This window comes from Megasphaera stantonii, assembly GCF_025567065.1.
Taxonomy (GTDB): Bacteria; Bacillota; Negativicutes; order Veillonellales; family Megasphaeraceae; genus Megasphaera; species Megasphaera stantonii.
In genome coordinates this window covers 20452-39042 of the sequence record NZ_JAOQKD010000013.1, presented here as the reverse complement: position 1 = coordinate 39042, position 18591 = coordinate 20452, and the positions used below count along the sequence as shown (strand labels likewise).

The 18591-nt window shown below is 57.5% G+C and carries 14 protein-coding genes; 11 read left to right on the top strand and 3 right to left on the bottom strand.

Features of this window, described 5'->3' with window-relative positions; all coding sequences use genetic code 11:
* Nucleotides 1-42: 42 nt before the first annotated feature.
* A complete protein-coding gene (locus OCV58_RS07985; RefSeq protein ID WP_239478100.1) occupies nt 43-1278 on the bottom strand; it encodes a pyridoxal phosphate-dependent aminotransferase in 1236 nt (411 codons plus the stop codon).
* A 227-nt stretch (nt 1279-1505) separates the two neighbouring features.
* Nucleotides 1506-2240: an MgtC/SapB family protein gene (locus OCV58_RS07980; protein ID WP_154877504.1), complete on the bottom strand. Its 735-nt coding sequence runs from the start codon at nt 2238-2240 to the stop codon at nt 1506-1508.
* A 123-nt stretch (nt 2241-2363) separates the two neighbouring features.
* On the opposite strand from OCV58_RS07980, the gene OCV58_RS07975 reads away from it, so the two are divergent.
* The 9 genes from OCV58_RS07975 (at nt 2364) to OCV58_RS07935 (ending at nt 15433) form a co-directional block, all read left to right on the top strand.
* On the top strand, nt 2364-3479 hold the full coding sequence (locus OCV58_RS07975; protein ID WP_154877503.1) for a hypothetical protein: 1116 nt from the start codon (nt 2364-2366) through the stop codon (nt 3477-3479).
* Between the two features lie 161 nt (nt 3480-3640).
* Nucleotides 3641-4234, top strand: a complete 594-nt coding sequence (locus tag OCV58_RS07970; protein ID WP_087477594.1) for a DedA family protein — start codon at nt 3641-3643, stop codon at nt 4232-4234.
* Nucleotides 4231-5790, top strand: coding sequence for an ArnT family glycosyltransferase (locus OCV58_RS07965; protein ID WP_154877502.1), 1560 nt, complete (start codon nt 4231-4233; stop codon nt 5788-5790). Before OCV58_RS07970 ends, OCV58_RS07965 begins: the two co-directional genes overlap by 4 nt.
* 10 nt (nt 5791-5800) lie before the next feature.
* Nucleotides 5801-7414 (top strand): ArnT family glycosyltransferase, encoded by a 1614-nt coding sequence (locus tag OCV58_RS07960; protein WP_154877501.1) that lies wholly within the window; start codon nt 5801-5803, stop codon nt 7412-7414.
* A gap of 9 nt (nt 7415-7423) precedes the next feature.
* Nucleotides 7424-8128, top strand: coding sequence for a uracil-DNA glycosylase family protein (locus OCV58_RS07955; protein WP_087477597.1), 705 nt, complete (start codon nt 7424-7426; stop codon nt 8126-8128).
* A gap of 242 nt (nt 8129-8370) precedes the next feature.
* Nucleotides 8371-12927 (top strand): glutamate synthase large subunit, encoded by a 4557-nt coding sequence (gltB, locus tag OCV58_RS07950; protein WP_154877500.1) that lies wholly within the window; start codon nt 8371-8373, stop codon nt 12925-12927.
* Between the two features lie 194 nt (nt 12928-13121).
* Entirely contained in the window at nt 13122-13973 is an 852-nt protein-coding gene (locus OCV58_RS07945; protein WP_154877499.1) for an aldo/keto reductase, read from the top strand.
* Nucleotides 13974-13989: 16 nt separating this feature from the next.
* Entirely contained in the window at nt 13990-14556 is a 567-nt protein-coding gene (locus tag OCV58_RS07940; RefSeq protein WP_154877498.1) for a flavodoxin family protein, read from the top strand.
* Nucleotides 14557-14581: 25 nt separating this feature from the next.
* Nucleotides 14582-15433 carry an aldo/keto reductase gene (locus tag OCV58_RS07935; protein WP_154877497.1) on the top strand — a complete coding sequence of 284 codons (852 nt, stop codon included), beginning with the start codon at nt 14582-14584 and terminating at the stop codon, nt 15431-15433.
* A 126-nt stretch (nt 15434-15559) separates the two neighbouring features.
* Here OCV58_RS07935 and OCV58_RS07930 read toward each other — a convergent pair whose 3' ends face one another.
* Nucleotides 15560-16465 (bottom strand): LysR family transcriptional regulator, encoded by a 906-nt coding sequence (locus tag OCV58_RS07930; RefSeq protein WP_154877496.1) that lies wholly within the window; start codon nt 16463-16465, stop codon nt 15560-15562.
* Between the two features lie 143 nt (nt 16466-16608).
* Here OCV58_RS07930 and OCV58_RS07925 point away from each other — a divergent pair, with 143 nt between their 5' ends.
* Nucleotides 16609-17508 (top strand): DMT family transporter, encoded by a 900-nt coding sequence (locus OCV58_RS07925; protein ID WP_087477603.1) that lies wholly within the window; start codon nt 16609-16611, stop codon nt 17506-17508.
* A 17-nt stretch (nt 17509-17525) separates the two neighbouring features.
* Nucleotides 17526-18590, top strand: a complete 1065-nt coding sequence (locus OCV58_RS07920) for a YkvI family membrane protein (RefSeq protein ID WP_154877495.1) — start codon at nt 17526-17528, stop codon at nt 18588-18590.
* Nucleotide 18591: the final 1 nt, after the last annotated feature.

Below are 18591 nucleotides of genomic sequence, written 5' to 3'. Positions count from 1 at the left end.
TAATCCGCAGGGGTTGCATCGTATATATGCCATTCGTATTTTTTATTTATCGACGGCTTTCTTTATCTTGGCCGCCAAGCCTTTGATTTTCGGCAGCGGTACGGAGCATACACCCAATCGTACGCCCAGGGCCAACGGCGCGGCGAAGACCAATTCGTCCTGCAGCGCTTCGCAGACCGCCTGGGAGTTGGCCGCAGGAATGGAAATGAAGAAGCCCGCATGGTAGGGGATGACGCGCAGGCCGCACTGCGCCGCTTCTTCCGTAAACAGCGATGCCCGCTGTTGAATAATGCGGAAAAATTCCATCCGTTCCTCGTCGAGACGCTTCGTCAAGGCGGCGTCGCCCCGGATCGTCGTGAGGAGCGTCATGGCCGCGCGGTTGACGTTGGACCAGGACGTACGGGCCGAATAGCGGCCTAATTCCGTAAATTCCTTGATGACGTCCTCGCTGGACGACACGCCGACGAGGGCGCCGGCCCGCTGTCCGTACAGCGTATAGCCTTTGGACATGCTGAACGCCGCCATAATGAATAAATGGGGCGGCAAGTTGCTGAACTGCTTCATAAAGGTACGGACTTCGTTCTTTTCGCCGGCATAGGCAATGTAGGCGATATCGACGAGAATCGAAATGCGCTTGCCCTGCTTTTCATGGAAGCGGCAGACCTGCAGCACCTCCGCCCAATCCTGATCGGACAAGGCGAATCCCGTCGGGTTATTAGCCGGCGTATTCAAGATAATCAGCAGGGAATCCTGCTTGCGCAGCACATCGGCTACGGCCGAGGAAAAAGACTCGATATTGAATGCGCCGCTTTCATCGAGCAAGGCAAACGTCGTAAGCCTGCGGCCGATTTCCTGGCACAAGCTGCCGTATATGCCCCAGCGCCAGTCGGATGCCAGGACGTCGTCGCCGACTTCCGAATAGTTGGCGATGGCGATATGAACGGCTCCGGTGCCGCCGGCCGTCGCTACGGCGTCTATATATCCTTCGGGACGATATGCCTCGAACGTTTCGTCTATCGCCGCCTTGCGGTAGTCCGCCAGGCCGACAGGCGGCGCGTACGTAATAAAATCAGCCATCGGCAGGGACCGATAGATTTCTTCTACGACGGGAAGACACCCCAATACTTCATCTTCGCCGGCATAGCAGCCTACCGTGGCGTTGACGACGCGCTCCCGGCCGTATGCCGCCATCGCCGCCTGAGCAGCCTGGCCGAATTGAAACACGGCGTCGTGTAATTGTTTTCCTTCTCTGCTGGACGCAGCCATAAACGTAGACATATAATCCCTCCTTGAGTTGCATGCTTTTTTATTATACTATATGCTGCCCAAAATGAATATACGAAAAGCGCAAAAAATCTATGTATTCTTTATACACAATCAGTCTTCCCTTTAAACACTATCTATAAAACCATAAAAAGCTTTAATGTATGCTTTTCACCGTCAACATAAAACGACAGCGGATCCGTTTCCGCTGCCGTTTTGCATGTTTCTGTTATATTAATGATTTATGTTTCTGTACTTTGTCCCGAGTTCCGGCCTTCTGCATCGCCAGGGCTCTCCAGCTCCGCCAGCGTCACGCCTTTTACCGTTAAGAGCCGCCGTATGATTTCATCGCTCTCTATACCGTCGTTGGCGATGAGCGTGACGGCTAGTTCGGCCTGCTCGCTGTCCTCGTCGGACAGGATGCGGAAGGCTTTGACATTCATTTGTCGGTTCTCCAAGTATTCGGCCAGGCGCCGCGATTGCCCAATCGTATTCTTCATGATAATATGTACCGTGTATTCCCGGCGGTGCTGGCTGCTGAGGCGCTTGTCCAAGCGGATGAAGACGGTCAGCACGACGAAGATGAGGACTGTCGCCGCGACGGCCACGGCCAAATATCCCGCGCCTACGACGAGTCCGATAGCCGCGACGGCCCACAGTCCGGCCGCCGTCGTAAGGCCGCGGACATTGCGCGCCTTCTGGTTTGCCAGTATCGTACCGGCGCCTAAAAAGCCGACGCCGGAAATAACCTGGGCGGCGATGCGCTCGGGGTCGGCGTTGCGGTAGCCGTACAGCAAGAAATGGTCCATGGCGATGTTGATCGATATGATCATGCACAGGCAGGAGCCGACGCAGACCAAGGTGTGCGTCCGAAGGCCTGCCGCCTTATTCTGCGCCTGCCGTTCATACCCGATGATCGCGCCCAAAAGCAGGGCCACGCACAGGCGGATAATGCTGTCAGTCGTACTGATTACCATATGCCTCGTCTCCTTTTTATGATTTTTTTCTTCTATCTTTAATATTTGTTTAGATAGGTATATTATAATGTATGTCAGCTTCTTGCGGAAGCTGGCCTATACATGAGAAAGAAGGTCTTACCGATGGGTAAACGCATACATTATCTGGATAATCTCCGCACCTGCCTGGTATTCGCCGGCATTTGCTTCGCCGCACTGGGAAATTTCAGGCCCTTTCCCCTGCTGCATCCCTATGTTCCCGCTCCGATGCACTCCATTGAAGGGCTGGCCATTGATTTCCTGTACAATTTAGCCATCGCATGCATCGTGCCGGCAATCTTTTTTATCAGCGCCTATTTCGGCGCGTCTTCGCTGCGCATCCACATGATCCGGCCCTATTTCAAGAGCAAGTGGACCCGTCTCGGCTGGCCCTGGCTGGCCGGTACAATTCTCCTGGCGCCGGAGCTCCTGTACCTTGCCAGCCGGAGCTGCGGCAGTCACGGCGACGGCCCGGCGTTCTCGATCGTCCACCTGCCGTTCTGGTCTGCCTATTTCCAAAGCCCCTTCTTCTGTATCGGGCTGCTCCTGCTGTTTCATCTGACCTTGATGGGCGCAAAGAAATGGCGGCGTTCCCTCTTTCAGCGGGCGGCAGCCGCGCCTCCCTCAGCAGGAATCCTGGCCGGCTTCTACGCCCTGCAGCTCGTCGTGGCCGCGGCCTTCTTCGGGCTGCTGCTGGCGGCGCACCGCACGCCGGACCTTTGGTTCCCCCTGTATGTGCTGTACCTTGCGGCGATGAGCGGGCTGTACTTCTGCTTCGGCGTGTATGCCTTCAGGCATCGTTGGTTCACAGCCGGAGGCTACGTGCCGTCTGCCGTTCACATCATCGGCGCGGCCTTGCTGTTGGGCGTCATCGTCGCCTCGTCCTATATTACGATGGGAATTTCCGTATTTATTTCCGGCACGCTGTTTCCCTTGCTGCTGTTCTTTTCCCTCCTGCAGCTTCCCCTGCTCCTGGCCTTGCTAGCGGCCTTTGCCAAATGGGGAGACATAGAAACAGACAAGACAAAGCTGGCCGCCGGCCTGGCCTATCCGCTGTACGTCGTCAGCGACACGCTGATTCAGAACACGGCCTATTTTCTCCAGCCCCTGTCTCTCGGCATGCCGCTGAAATTCGTCCTGACGCTGGCCTTATCGTTCCTCTACGGGTATATGATATGCAAATACGCCCTGCGTCATCTGCCTTGCTTCAAAACGCGCTGACACTTGCTGATTCATGCTTTTTGCGACGGTGATTTGCGTTTTTTGCATATTTCTATCAAATTTTCCGCGTTTTATGCTATGATAAGCATACGCGACGTTACGCAGTCTTTCTTCTAATAGTGATACTATATAATACATAAGAACAGGAGTGCTTACATTACATGGACACGTTATTGCAGCTTATGGAATCGTATGGGTATATCGCCATGTTCATCGCCATGGTACTGGAAAATGCCAATATTCCCATTCCCAGCGAAGTCGTCCTCGGCTTCGCCGGATTTCTCATTTCCCAAAACATCTTCGACTTTTGGACCACCGTCGTCATCGCCTGTCTGGCCGGCGTCGTCGGCTCCATCGTCAGCTACTGGCTCGGCTCGTACGGCGGCCGTCCCTTGCTGCTGAAATACGGGAAATACATCTTCTTCAACGAAAAGAAATTCAATATGGCAGAAACGATGTTCAATAAATACGGCGGAGCGGCCGTCTTAATCTGCCGCTGCCTGCCCGGCGTGCGGACCTTTATCTCCTTTCCAGCCGGCGTGGCCCGCTATCCCTTCGGACGCTTCGTCGTCTTCACCATCATCGGCACGATTCCCTGGACGCTTCTCCTCGTGTGGGCCGGCTCAATTCTGGGAAGCCATTGGAAGGACCTGATTCAGTACAACCACATCTTCCTCGCCGTCATCGTCGCCATCTGCGCAGTCTGCGCCCTCCTCTTCCTCTGGAAACGGCGCCGCGGGAGATTGGCAAAATGAAACATTGGCTTTTTGAAAATCGACACGGCCTGACGGTCGCCTGTATGGCAGCAATTATTTTGCTGCCTTTTTTGGGTATTGCCCCCCTGACGGATCCCAACGAGCCCGTATACGGGCAAACGGCCAAGGAAATGCTGCTGGCCGGGGACTGGCTTTCTCCCCGCATTTACGGCCAGTTCTGGTACGATAAACCGCCTCTGTTTTATTGGCTGGAAATGCTGTCCTACAGCCTCCTCGGCATTTCCGACTGGTCGTCCCGCCTGCCCAGCGCTGTCGCCGCCGTCACGACGGCCTTATTCGTCTACGTCCAGGGCAAGGACCTGTTCAATCAAACCATCGCCTTCATGGCGACGCTCATCTTGCTGACCAGCGTCGGCTTCATGTACGTCGGCAAAGCCGCCGTCACGGACATGACCCTCATGCTCACCCTGACCGTCGCCATGATCTCCCTGTATCAGGGAAAACATTACCGGGCCTATGCCTTCTGCGGCCTGGCCCTGCTGGCCAAAGGCCCCGTCGGCTACGCCTTTCCGGCGCTCATCATGCTGCTGTATATGGCCGCTACCCGCCAATGGGCCCTTCTCAGGACGATGAAAATCCCCCAGGGCCTCTGCATCGCCTTTCTCGTCGGCCTGCCGTGGTACGTATTTATGTATCAGACCCACGGCGATATATTCTTGCAGACCTTCCTCGGCTATCACAATCTCGTCCGCTTCATCGCGCCGGAGCATCCGGGACAAAACAGTATTTTCTTCTTCATTCCCGTCTTTATCGGCGCGATGGTCCCGTGGATTCCGGCCTTGGCTCCGGCAGTGCGCCGCTTGTTCAAAAAACGCGACCCCTTTAACGACGCGGTGCTGTTCTGCCTGATTTGGGCGGCCTTTATTTTCGTCTTCTTTTCCCTGTCTCATACGCAGTTGGTCACGTATATCGCCCCGGCCTTTCCGCCGGCGGCCTATATCATCGCCTGGTATCTGTACCGCTGCTATCTGGAAAAGCGCCCGCCTCTCGGCGCAATCGCTGCCGCCTATATCCTGGCCGTCGGCCTGTTGCTCTGCAACGCCATTCCGCTGAACAAAGGGGCGGAATTTTTCGCCCAGCCAATCCTCATCGGCTCGGTCCTGCTGAGCACGGCCTTGTTTCTGCCGGCCTTCCTGCTGTATCGGCAGCTATGGAAGCAGGCCTTCGCCTCTGCCATCGTCCTCATGGTCGTCTTTTCCTGGGCGGCCTTCGGCTTCGTCATGCCCCGCATCGCCGAGCACACGACGTCGTACGAAGCGGCCTATATCCTCCACGACGTATACGACGGCCGGTCCGACTTATACATCGAAAAATTTCTCCGCCCAGGCATCGCCTATTACAGCAACCTGCACGGCATAGAGTGGCAAAAGGACGACCTGCCCGACTTCGCCGCCCTGCTGACGTCTCCCGATAAGGCCTACATCGTCATGACCAAGACGTCCTTCCTCAAGCTCAATCAAACGGTGCCCGAACTGCGGCAATACGGCATGGCGGCAGATCTGCCGGCTCAAGTCATTCTCATCAATCATCCATAGGAGGTATGCAATGAAACACCGCCCTGTATTTTTCCTGCTCGCCGTCCTCTGCTTCCTGTTTCTGCTCCTCGGCAACAGCCAGCTGGCCGTCACCGACCCCGTCGAGTCCAACTACGCCCTGACGGCAAAGGAAATGGTCTTGTCCGGCGACTGGATTTCTCCGCAGATTTACGGCACGTACTGGTTCGATAAGCCTATTTTTATCTATTGGATGCTGTGTATTTCCTACACGCTGTGCGGCTTTACGGATTTCGCCTCCCGCCTGCCCGGCGCCCTCTTCGGCACGGCGTCGGTCGTGCTGGCGGCATGGTATATGCTGCGCCGCACGGGCCGCATGACGGCCGCCCTCATCGTGGCTGCCATGACCGTGACATCTCTGGCCGTCTGGGCCATCAGCCATTCCATTATTACCGACCAGATGCTCTTCTTCTTCACGTCGGCGGCCATGTTCTTCGCCTATATCGGCCTGACGGAGGGGAAAAAATGGTACGTCGTCGCCGCCTACGTCATGGCCGGATTCGCCGTGCTGACCAAGGGCCCCGTCGGCATCGTCCTGCCGGGAACGTTCCTCCTCGTCTTCATCGCCCTGCGCCGCAATACGCAGTATATCAAGCGCCTCTTTCCGCCTGTCGGCATCGTCCTGTTTCTCCTCGTCGTCCTGTCCTGGTACGGCACGATGTACGCCCGCCACGGCGCGGCCTTTATCGACAGCTTCCTGGGCTTTAACAACGTCGTGCGGGCTACGGTGTCGGAGCACCCGGAAATGAACGTCTGGTATTACTACGTCGTCCTCGTTCCCGTCAGCCTGCTGCCCTGGACCGGCCCCTGCCTGTACGGCCTGTGGAAACGGCGCGGCTGGACGGACGAATACGTCTTCATGACCGTCTGGGCCGTCGGGACCATCCTCTTCTACACGGCCATGGCGACGAAATACCCGACCTACGCCTATATCGCCAATATGCCGCTCCTGTACCTCGGCGCATTGGCCGTCATGGATCTCCAGGAAAAGAGCTCGTGCAAACTCTGGACAATCGTCACTGGCCCGGCTATCTTCTTCTGGCTCCTTTTTTTGGGAGCGGCCCTGTTCGCCAAGCCCGGCGCCGTCGTCCTGGGAGACCTGTTCTGGCTCATCGTCTTCATTCCCCTGGCCATGGCAATCCTCGTCTTCTCCCAATGGCAGAAGGCCCTGCCGGCAATTCCCATCGTCATCACCGCCGGCACCATGGTCATATACGGGCTTCTGACCTTCCAGGTATTGACGCCCTTTTACGAATACCGCTCGTCGTCAGCTCTCATCGAAGCCTCGTCGAAGTTCCCCGGCCAGATATATTTCTTCGAAGAATACCGCACGTCCTTCGTCTATTACACGGACAAGGGCGCCGTCTGGACCGCGCCGGCCAGCTTTGACGAAAACGCCCGCCTGAAACGGGACGCCGTCTGGTCGAAAAAGCATCTCTTCCCGACGGAAGAAGAACGCAGCGTCATGGATAAGCTGCAGCGCCGCGAAGCCCTGACCCTCATCGTGCCGCGGAGCCGGTACGACGATTACGTCGCATCGCCCTTCTTCCCCCTGACCCGCCAGCTGGGAAAATTCGGCACGTACACCGTGTTTACTACCTTATAGGAGGCCCCTATGTCTACGATTGAAACCTTTCTCTCTTCACTGCGGCAGTATGAAGGCGACGGCGTGTATAATCCCTGGCGCGATTACGACGAGCGCTGCGACTGCGGCCCCGACGCGCCCCTCATCCGCAGCCGCCAGCTGACGGACTACCTTCGCCGCCGTATCGGCCGCGCCAAATACCTTTTCGTCGCCGAAGCCGCCGGCTATCAGGGCTGCCGCTTTACAGGCGTAGCCATTACGTGCGAGCGCATGCTCCTGAACGCTCACAAGCAGGTGACCAGCGCCATGGTCCTGGGCTACGACGGCCAGCGGACGAGCCGGCCCGACTGCCCCTTTATGACCAGCAATCCCCAGCGGCGGCAGGGCATGAACGAACCGACGGATACGTACGTATGGGGAGCTATTCTGGACAACGGCCTTTCGCCGGACGACGTCATCCTCTGGAATATATTCCCCTTTCATCCCCACAAGGACTCGCCCTTCAGCAACCGCACGCCGACAGACGCCGAGCTGGCCGCCGGCCTTACGTACACACAGGAGCTCTTAGGCCTGTGCCGTCCCGATATCCTCATCGGAGCCATCGGCCGCAAATCAGCCCTCATGCTGGAAGAAAAAGGCCTGGCCGCCGCCGTCATGCGCCATCCGGCCAACGGCGGAGCCGGCTTATTCCGCCAGCAATTTGCCCAATGGATTTCTGAAAACGCCCGCCCGTAATTCGCGGCCGGGTGTTTTTTCATGCCCAAACAAAAGTCTTTATTTCTTTATTACAGTAAATCATCGTTACTTTACAAAAATATATTAGGTATTTTTATATATTTTCCGTAAATTATTTAAAAAGCCATTGCATTTTTATTATGAATTGTTTATAATTGAATGCAAACCTATAAGCGGGGCTGGAATATCACGCGCGTGCGGTTTTTCAGGCCTGTTTTTTTATAGAGAAGGGGGAACTATATATGTATAAAAAACTGCGCGACCTGCCGGAGCCGCAAGGCTTGTACGACCCGTCGTTTGAACACGACGCCTGCGGCATCGGTATCGTCGCAAATATACGAGGAAAAAAATCGTACGACATCATCGACGACGCCCTCACGATCTTGGAAAACCTGAAGCACCGCGGCGCAGAAGGAGCCGACGCCCAAAGCGGCGACGGCGCGGGGATACTCATTCAAATTCCCCACGAATTCTTCTGCCGCGAATGCGAAACCCTGGGATTCTCCCTGCCTGCCGAAGGCGAATACGGCGTCGGCATGATATTCGCCCACCGCTATGAAGAATTCCGCAAGAAACAAATGGAGGCCTTTTCAGACATCGTCCGGGCCGAAGGCCTGTCTATTTTGGGATGGCGCGACGTTCCCGTCGACGAAAGCCTGATCGGCAATATCGCCAAGACGACTCGTCCCCATTTCCTGCAAGTCTTCATCCAAAAGAGCCCGTCCATGACCAACCAGATGGACTTTGAACGCAAGCTGTATATCATCCGCAAGCTGGCCGAAAAGGCCATCGTCCCCATCAGCCAGGAAAAGGGTACCGATTTCTACATCGCCAGCCTGTCGTCGCGGACGATCGTGTACAAGGGCATGCTGACGTCGGTACAGCTCCGCCATTTCTACCTTGATTTGTCCGACCTGGACGTCACGACGTCTATGGCCCTCGTCCATTCGCGGTTCAGCACCAATACCTTCCCCAGCTGGGCCAGAGCCCATCCGAACCGCTACATCGTCCACAACGGTGAAATCAATACGATCCAGGGCAATATCAACTGGCTCAACGCCCGCGAAAGCAAGTCGAAATCGGAATTCTTCCCCGATATGGAAAAGGTATTCCCCGTCGTCGACGCTACGGGCAGCGACTCGTCCATGTTCGACAACTGTCTGGAATACTTGTACATGACGGGCCATTCCCTGCCCCACGCCATGATGATGATGATTCCCGAGCCTTGGGAACGGGACCCGCTCATGAGCGAAGAAAAGCGGGATTTCTACCGCTATCATAACTTCATGCTCGAGCCCTGGGACGGCCCGGCGGCTATCGGCTTCTGCGACGGCACGGTCATCGGCGGCATGCTGGACCGCAACGGCCTGCGCCCGGCCCGCTACTACGTCACGCGGGACGACCGGGTCATCGCCAGCTCCGAAGTCGGCGTCGTCAACATCCCGGCCGACGAAATCCTCTACAAGGGCCGGCTGGAACCGGGCAAGATGCTCCTCGTCGACACGAAGGAACAGCGCATCATCGATGACGACGAAATCAAACGGCAAATCGCAACGGAACACCCCTACCACCAGTGGTACGAAGAGCACATCGTCCACCTGGACGACCTGATGAACAACCAGCTCATCACGGACAACGACACCCTGATTCCTTACGACCTGAAGGAGCAGGAAAAAGTCTTCGGCTATACCCAGGAAGACATGGACAAGGTCATCCTGCCCATGGCCCGCGACGGAAAGCAGCCCATTGATTCCATGGGCGTCGACGTGCCCCTGGCCGTCCTCAACGACAAGCCCCAGCTCTTATACGATTACTTCAAGGAAAACTTCGCCCAGGTTACGAACCCGGCCATCGACGGCGTCCGCGAAAACATCGTCATGGCGACGGCCGTCATGGCCGGCAACGTAGCCAACATCATGGACCCCAACGAAGAGGCCACGGCGGCATTGTACTTAAAAACGCCGCTCATTACGAATGAAGAAATGGCCGTCGTCAAGTCCCTCATGTCGAAGAAGCTGCGGGCCGCTACGCTGTCCATGCTCTATCCGGTCAACAGCGGCGCCGAAGGCATGGAAACGGCCATCGAATCCCTGTGCATCGACGCCTTGAAAGCCATAAAGAACGGTGCCAATATCCTCGTCCTGTCCGACCGGGGCGTCAACTCCCGCATGGCCGCCATTCCGGCCCTCCTGGCCTCGGCAGCGCTGCACCACTACCTTATCGACAAGACGGTCCGCTCCGACGTCGGCCTCATCCTCGAATCGGGCGAACCGCGGGAAATCCACCACTTCTGCACCCTCATCGGCTACGGCATCACGGCCATCAACCCCTACATCGCCCTCGAATCCATCAAGGAACTGATTCTCAAGGGCAAGCTGGGCAAGATGACCTACGAAAAGGCCCGCGACAACTACATGGACGCCGCCGTCAAGGGCATCCTGGCCGTCATGTCCAAGATGGGCATTTCTACGGTCCACAGCTACCACGGCGCGCAGATTTTTGAAGCCGTCGGCATCAAGCAGGACCTGATCAATAAGTATTTCTGCAACACGCCGTCGCGCATCGAAGGCATCGGCATTACGGAAATCGCCAGGGAAAACGCCCTGCGCCACGAAACAGCCTACGGCTCCGACGACGCGCTGGAACGGGGCGATTTCTACCAGTACCACAAGGGCGGCCAGCCTCACATCATCGACCCCGAAGCGGTCCGCCTGCTGCAGAAGGCCTGCAAGGAAAAGAATTACGATATCTATAAGGAATATGCCGAACGGGTCAATACGTCTTCCATCTTCCGCCTCCGCGACCTGCTGGAATTCGAATATCCCGCCGGCTGCAGCATTCCCATCGAAGAAGTCGAATCAGTCGACTCCATCGTCAAGCGCTTCCGCACCGGCGCCATGAGCTACGGCGCCCTCAGCAAGGAAGCCCACGAATGCATCGCCACGGCCATGAACCGCCTCGGCGGCATGAGCAACACCGGCGAAGGCGGCGAAGACGCAGCCCGGTTCAGCACGGAAACGAACGACAAAATCAAGCAGGTCGCCTCGGCCCGCTTCGGCGTGACGAGCAACTACCTCATCCACGCCGACGAGCTGCAGATCAAATGCTCCCAAGGCGCAAAGCCGGGCGAAGGCGGCCACCTGCCGGGCAGCAAGGTCTACCCGGATATCGCCAAGACGCGTCACGCCACGACGGGCGTCGCCCTCATTTCGCCGCCGCCCCACCACGACGTCTACTCCATCGAAGACCTGGCTGAGCTCATCTTCGACCTTAAAAACGTCAATCCCAAAGCCCGCGTCGGCGTCAAGCTCACGTCGGGAGCCGGCATCGGCACCATCTCGGCCGGCGTCGTCAAGGCCAAGGCCGACAACATCGTCGTCAGCGGCTACGACGGCGGCACGGGCGCATCGCCGCGGACCAGCCTGCGCCACGCCGGCCTGCCCTGGGAAATCGGCTTGGCCGAAGTGCAGCAGACCTTGCTTCTCAACAAGCTGCGCGACCGCGTAAAGGTCGAAGTCGACGGCAAGATGCTCACCGGCCGGGACGTTGCCATCGCCGCCCTGTTCGGCGCGGAAATCTTCGGCTTCGGCACGGCTCCGCTCCTGACCATCGGCTGCCACATGCTCCGCGTGTGCCACCTCAACACCTGCCCCTACGGCGTCTGCACGCAGGACGAAAAGCTGCGCAAGCGCTTCAAGGGCAAGCCGGAATACATCGTCAACTTCATGCGCTTCGTCGCCCAGGACCTGCGGGAAATCATGGCCCGCCTCGGCTTCCACACCATCGACGAAATGGTCGGCCGCTACGACTGCCTGAAGCAAAAGCAGCACGTCCTCAACTGGAAGGCTGCGACGGTCAACCTGAAAAACCTCCTCTTCCGCCCCTATACGGACGCCTCCGTAGGCCATCACTGCACCATGGACCAGGACCACGGCATCAACGCCACCCTGGACATGTCCAAGCTTATCCGCATGTGCCGGCCGGCGCTGGAACAGAAAAAGCACATCTGCGCCCGCCTGCGCATCAAAAACACGGACCGCGTCACCGGCGCCCTCTTGGGCAGCGAAATCACGCGGCGCTACGGCGAAAAGGGGCTGCCGGAGGATACGATCAGCCTGTCCTTCGTCGGCTCTGCCGGCCAAAGCTTCGGCGCCTTCATCCCCAAGGGCCTGACCTTATCCCTTGAAGGGGACGCCAACGACTACGTCGGCAAGGGCCTGTCCGGCGGCAAGATCATCGTATCGCCGCCGCGGGGCTCCGTCTTCCCGGCTGAAGACAACATCATCATCGGCAACGTCGCCTTCTACGGCGCGACGAGCGGCGAAGCCTACATCAACGGCACGGCAGGCGAAAGGTTCTGCGTCCGCAACAGCGGCGCGACGGCCGTCGTCGAAGGCGTAGGCAACCACGGCTGCGAATACATGACTGGCGGCCGAGTCCTCATCCTCGGCAGCACGGGACGCAACTTCGCCGCCGGCATGTCCGGAGGCATCGCCTATGTCTACGACTTAGAGCCGGCCAAGTGCAACCCCGATCTGGTCAAGCTGGAAGACCTGACCGACCCGGACGAACAGCAGTTTGTCAAATCGCTCCTGGAAAAGCACGTCGCCTACACGGACAGCAACCTCGGCCACATGCTGCTGGAAAACTGGGAAGACACTGTATCGCGGATTACGAAAGTCATCCCCGAAGCATACGAAGAAATGGTCTCCCTCATCGCCCAGGCCCAAGCCGAAGGCCACAGCGAAGAAGAAGCCCATATGATCGCTTTCGAACAGAAACACGGCAAGAAAAAGTAAATATGCTTATTGCAGCGACAGCCGCCTGATACAGGCGGCTGTTTTTCGTCTGCCGTCTGCAGCGCTTTGACAATTCTGCATTTACCTTTAGTCAATACGTCGTAGCTTTTTTGGTTATTCCCCAGCAGAGACGGGCACCTTACAATATAGATATACACAGTTTTTCAATCGTCATAGCAAAAGGAGCGACAAACATGAACACAGTAACCCTCAACAACGGCGTCGCAATGCCCATACTCGGCCTCGGCGTATTTCAAATAGACGACGCGTCCCGCTGCGAACAAATCGTACGGGACGCCCTGCGCGCCGGCTACCGCCTCATCGACACGGCCGCCGCCTACGGAAACGAAGAAGCCGTCGGCCGCGCCGTCAAGCGAAGCGGCATTCCCCGCGAAGACATCTTCATCACGACGAAGGTCTGGGTACAGGACTTCGGTTATGAACAGACGAAGCGCGCCGTCGCCGCTTCCCTGCAAAAGCTGGACATGCCCTACGTCGACTTAGTACTGCTCCATCAGCAGCTGTCCGACTATTACGGCTCGTGGCGGGCATTGCAGGAATTGTGCCGCCAAGGAACCATCCGGGCTATCGGCGTTTCCAATTTCTATCCCGACCGGCTGGCCGACCTCTGCGAAAACGCCGACATCCTTCCGGCCGTCAACCAGATCGAATGCCATCCCTTTTACCAGCGCGCCTACGACCTGGAGGTCATGAAAAAGCTGCACGTCGCGCCTATGGCCTGGGGTCCCTTCGCCGAAGGCGGCCACGACATTTGGAATAATCCCGTCCTGAAAGCCATCGCCGCAAAGCACGGCAAAACCGTCGCCCAGGTCGCCCTGCGCTTTACCCTCCAGCGCGGCGTCATCGTCATCCCCAAGACGGTTCACAAGGACCGGCTCATCGAAAACATGGCCGTCTGGGACTTCGAGCTCGACAGCGAAGACATGTCCCAAATCGCCGCCTTGGACACGGGACGTACGGAAATCATCGACCACTTGAACATCGATGTCGTCCAGTTCTTAAACCGTCATAAAATTCACGAGTAAACAGAAAGGATACATCATGAAAACGATTTTACTAGTCAACGCCAGCCCCAGAGCCAAGGGCAACTCGGAAATCATCACTCAAAATTTAGCGGAAGATCTGAAAGACCAGCGCGTCGTCGTCTTTACCATGCGGGACAAAGACTGCCGGTACTGCAAAGCCTGCGGCGCCTGCCAGGAAAGGGAAGACCAGAACTGCGTGCAGGACGACGACATTACGAAATTGCTGCCGGTCATCGAGGCCTGCGACGCCATTGTCGTCGCCACTCCCATTTACAACCAGCAGGTATCGTCGCTGGCAAAGCTGTTTATCGAGCGGTTCTATCCCTGGTTCGATTTCAGTAAAAAGGGCATGTCCAATACGGCGAAATACGGCAAAAAAGCGGCCCTCGTCTGCTCCTTCTGGGACAGCCCCAAAGAGGAGGTAAAAAAATATGCCGATTGGACAGTAAGCGGCTTTTGCCAAATGGGAGCCGAACAATTTCAAACCCTCATCTTCAACCATATCCCCAATGCCGGCGACGTCGCAAACCGGCCCGATTACTTAGAACAAGTGCATCAGCTCGCCTGCTGGCTGAACGAATAACCTGTATACCAAGGAGGATACTCAGATGGAATACATAACCTTACGTGATGGAAATACTATCCCCGCCGTCGGCTTCGGCGTATTTCTCATTCCCAACGACGGCAGCACCTATGACGCCGTGACGAAGGCCCTGCATCTCGGCTACCGCCACATCGACACAGCGGCGGCCTATTTCAATGAAGACGAAGTTGGCCGGGCCGTCCGTGACAGCGGCATCCCCCGTGACGAAATATTCGTCACCAGCAAGCTCTGGCTTCAGGACTACGGCTACGACGCCGCCTGCAAGGGCATCGATGCGTCCTTGAAAAAGCTGGGCCTCGACTACGTGGACCTGTACCTGATTCATCAGCCCTACGGCGACGTGCCCGGCGCATGGAAAGCCATGGAAGACGCCCAAAAAGCCGGAAAGATCAAATCCATCGGCGTCAGCAACATGACGCCCAACATCTGGAACCATTTCGTTCCCCAGTTCGACACGATGCCGGCAGTAAACCAAGTCGAATGCCATCCCTTCTTCCAGCAGAAACAGCTGCGGGAAGTATTAGATACCTGCGGCGCAGCACTGGAAGCCTATTTCCCCTTAGGCCACGGCGACGAAGCCCTTCTCACCCATCCCCTCGTCACGGCCCTGGCCCATAAATACAATAAGACAGCCGGCCAGATTATCCTGCGCTTCGAAGTACAGGAAGGCTTCGTCGTCCTGCCGAAGTCGACCAATCCTCAGCACATGGCCGACAATATCGCCATCTTCGATTTTTCCCTGACTGACGAAGACATGGCCCGGATGCGCGGCCTCGATACGGGAAAAGGCAGCCACGACCCGGAAACGCCGGGCATGGGCGACATGCTGCTGAATGCGTATAAGGTACATGATTGAAGTCAACGCAATATGCGTTCAATCCTAAGAACCATTTACCAGCATTGTCTTACAAGTTACAAAATACTTCTCCATACAGCACACAGGGCCGGCCCCGCAAGGACCGACCCTGTGTGTCATATATCTTTATTCTGCCGAGCCGGCAACGTGCCGCCGAATGATGTCGATAAATCCCCGTACTGCCTCAGACGGTTTCCGGGCATATAAAATCCCGTAGGAAACGCCGTAATCCAAATCGACGAGGGGCAGCGTAATCAGCGAGGGATGCACGCCTGCCCAGGCGTCCAGCGTCAGGAGGGGCAAGCCCTGCTGCCCGCAGAGATTGAACGTATCGACGTCGTAATAATAGCTTGCCTCTTCGATGATAATCTGGGGATGCTCCCGTTTCAGCAGGCGATGAAACTCGTCTATCCGCTCTGTATCGCCGCTCTTTACCATGACGACGCGCTCGCCGTGAAGGTCGTCCAGCGTCAGGGTCTTCCGCGACGCCAGGCGATGGCCTTCGGGAAGGGCGATGCAGAACCGATACGTCCCCAAGGGCAGGTAATTGGCCCTGGCCTGCATGCTGCGGGAGTTGAAGGAGCCCACTAAGACGTCGATGCGGTCGCCCAGGGAAGTGATGACCGACAGAATCTGTTCCTTCGTATCTTCATAGGGGACGATGCGGAACGTATAGTTCCCATAGGTTTCGCGCAGCGGAGCCCACAGGTCCGTCAGCACCTTGCTGGGGTTGAGCAGGGAAGATCCGACGCGGATCGTCACGCCGTCCCGGCCGCCGGCCTGCTTCGCCCGGGTCACGGCGTCGGCGGCATAGGCCTGCAGCCTCAGGCCGTCTTCATACAGGGAGCGGCCTGCCGCCGTCAGCGAAACGCCCTGATTGTTCCGCATCAGCAGCGTAAGGCCCAACCGCCGCTCCAGGGCGTTCATCTGCTTCATGACCGACGCCGGCGTGACGAAAAGGCGCTGGGCAGCCTTGGCAAAACTGCCGCTGTCTGCGACTTGTAAAAAGACTTGCAGCTGTTGACTCAGCACGATGTCATCCTCCCCTTCTGTGTAGTACACGAATTGTAGCACGCCCCTTAGCAGAGGTCAAGAAATTGGTATCGTTTATTCCCGTTTCCGTCAAGGTATGCTATACTGATTAAACATACACGTGAAAGGAAGTTTGTTACAGTATGGCTCTATCGTCTCTTTATAAAGGCATTCTATACTGCGTCCTCGGCGCCGTCACCTGGGGCGTCAACGGTACGGTCAGCCAATATCTCTTCACCCACTACGTCGTCGACTCGGCCTGGATTACGGCGCTGCGCATGATTGCCGCCGGCGTCGTCCTCCTAGTCCTGTTTTTCCCGAAGCAACGGAACGCCTTTTACGGCATGTTTCACGACCCGGCCAGTCTCCGCAATCTTCTCCTCTTGTCGATTTTCGGACTCCTGCTCTGCCAGTATTCCTATTTGACGGCCATCAAATATTCCAATTCGGCAACGGCGACGGTGCTGCAGACCCTCAACGTCGTCCTCATGTCCTTTTTCCTAGCCGTCCGCTTCCGCCGCAGGCCGTCGGCCCGCGAGCTCGTCTCCGTCGCCCTGGCCGTTCTGGGCGTATTCCTCGTCGCGACGAACGGTAACCCGTCGACGATGGTCCTGTCTCCTCAAGGGCTGACATGGGGCCTCATCGGAGCCGTCGGCTGCGTCGCTTACCCTACCCTGTCCCAGGGCCTGGCCATCCAGTGGGGCGCCGTGCCGGTCAACGCCGCAGGCATGATTATCGGCGGCTCCGCCCTCTGCCTGGGCGTGCAGGCCTGGGGCATGACGCCGGAGCTGGACGCCGTCGGCTGGCTCACCGTCGCCTTTATCATCCTCGTCGGCACGGCCTTGTCCTTTACGCTCTTCGTACAGGGCATCCGCCTCGTCGGCCCGATGAAATCCACCCTCATCGGCACGCTGGAGCCGGTGACGGCCGCCGTCGTCTCTGCCGCCTGGCTGGGCACGGCCTTCCACCCCGTCGAGCTCGCCGGCTTCGTCTGCATCCTGGCCACGGTCTTCCTCATCGTAGTACAGTGGCCTTCCCGGTAATGTAAAGGAGAATTCCCATGCCTGCCAGCACCCTCAACATCAGAAACAGCATCCGCATCGCCGGATCTTTCATCGCCTGGGTCATCGGCTCCGGATTCGCCACGGGCCAGGAAATGCTGCGTTTTTACGCCAGCTTCGGCCTTTATGGGTACGGGGCTGTCGCCGTCAATTTAATCGGCTTTTTAGGAATGGCCTACTTGCTGATGCGGACAGGCTTCGAGCACAAAAAAGAACCGGGCTTTAATCCCTTTCCATTTTTCTGCGGCCAAACGCTCGGCCTCGTCTATACGTGGCTCATCATCGCCACGCTGATCCTGCTCATGCCGGTCCTCGTCGCCGGCGCAGGGGCTACCTTATACGAATATTACCGCGTGCCCCAGCCTCTCGGCTCCGCCGTCATGACCGGCCTGCTGCTGGCGGCCTACCTCATGGGATTCGAGCGCCTCATCCAGGTCATTTCCTCTATCGGGCCGGTCATCATCGTCTTTTCCTTGAGCATAGGCTGCGGCGCCATTGCCGTCGATTACGGCCAATTTTCCCACATAGGAGAATACGAATCGGCTCTCGCCCCCTATCAGGCGGCCCCCAACTGGTTCCTGAGCGCCGTCCTGCACCTGAGCCTGAATTTCTTTCCGCCCAGCATGTACTTTACCCGCCTGGGCGTCTCCGCTTCTTCCAAGCAGGAGCTGCGGGCCGGCGCGTTCCTGGGAGCCTTTGTCGTCATCCTCTGCATCGCCGTCATGACCACGGCTATCCTGCTGAACGGTAGCGCCGCCGCAGGGCTGGACATCCCCGTCCTGTACCTGGCGCAAAAGCTCCATCCCCTGTTGGGCGCGGCCTTTTCCATCACACTGATCCTGGGCATCTTTTCCTCGTCGTCCGTCATGATGTGGTCCATCTGCAGCCGCGTCACCCGCTGGGGAAAGAAGGGCAACGTCGCCTTTGCCGTCGTCGTCGCCCTGTTTACCTACGTCGTCAGCCTCTTTTCCTTCGGCCGCTTAGTCGCCGTCCTCTATCCGGCCATCGGTTACGCCGGGCTTCTCTTTATCGCCTGCGTAGTATACAAAAATTTCAAAACCTAAG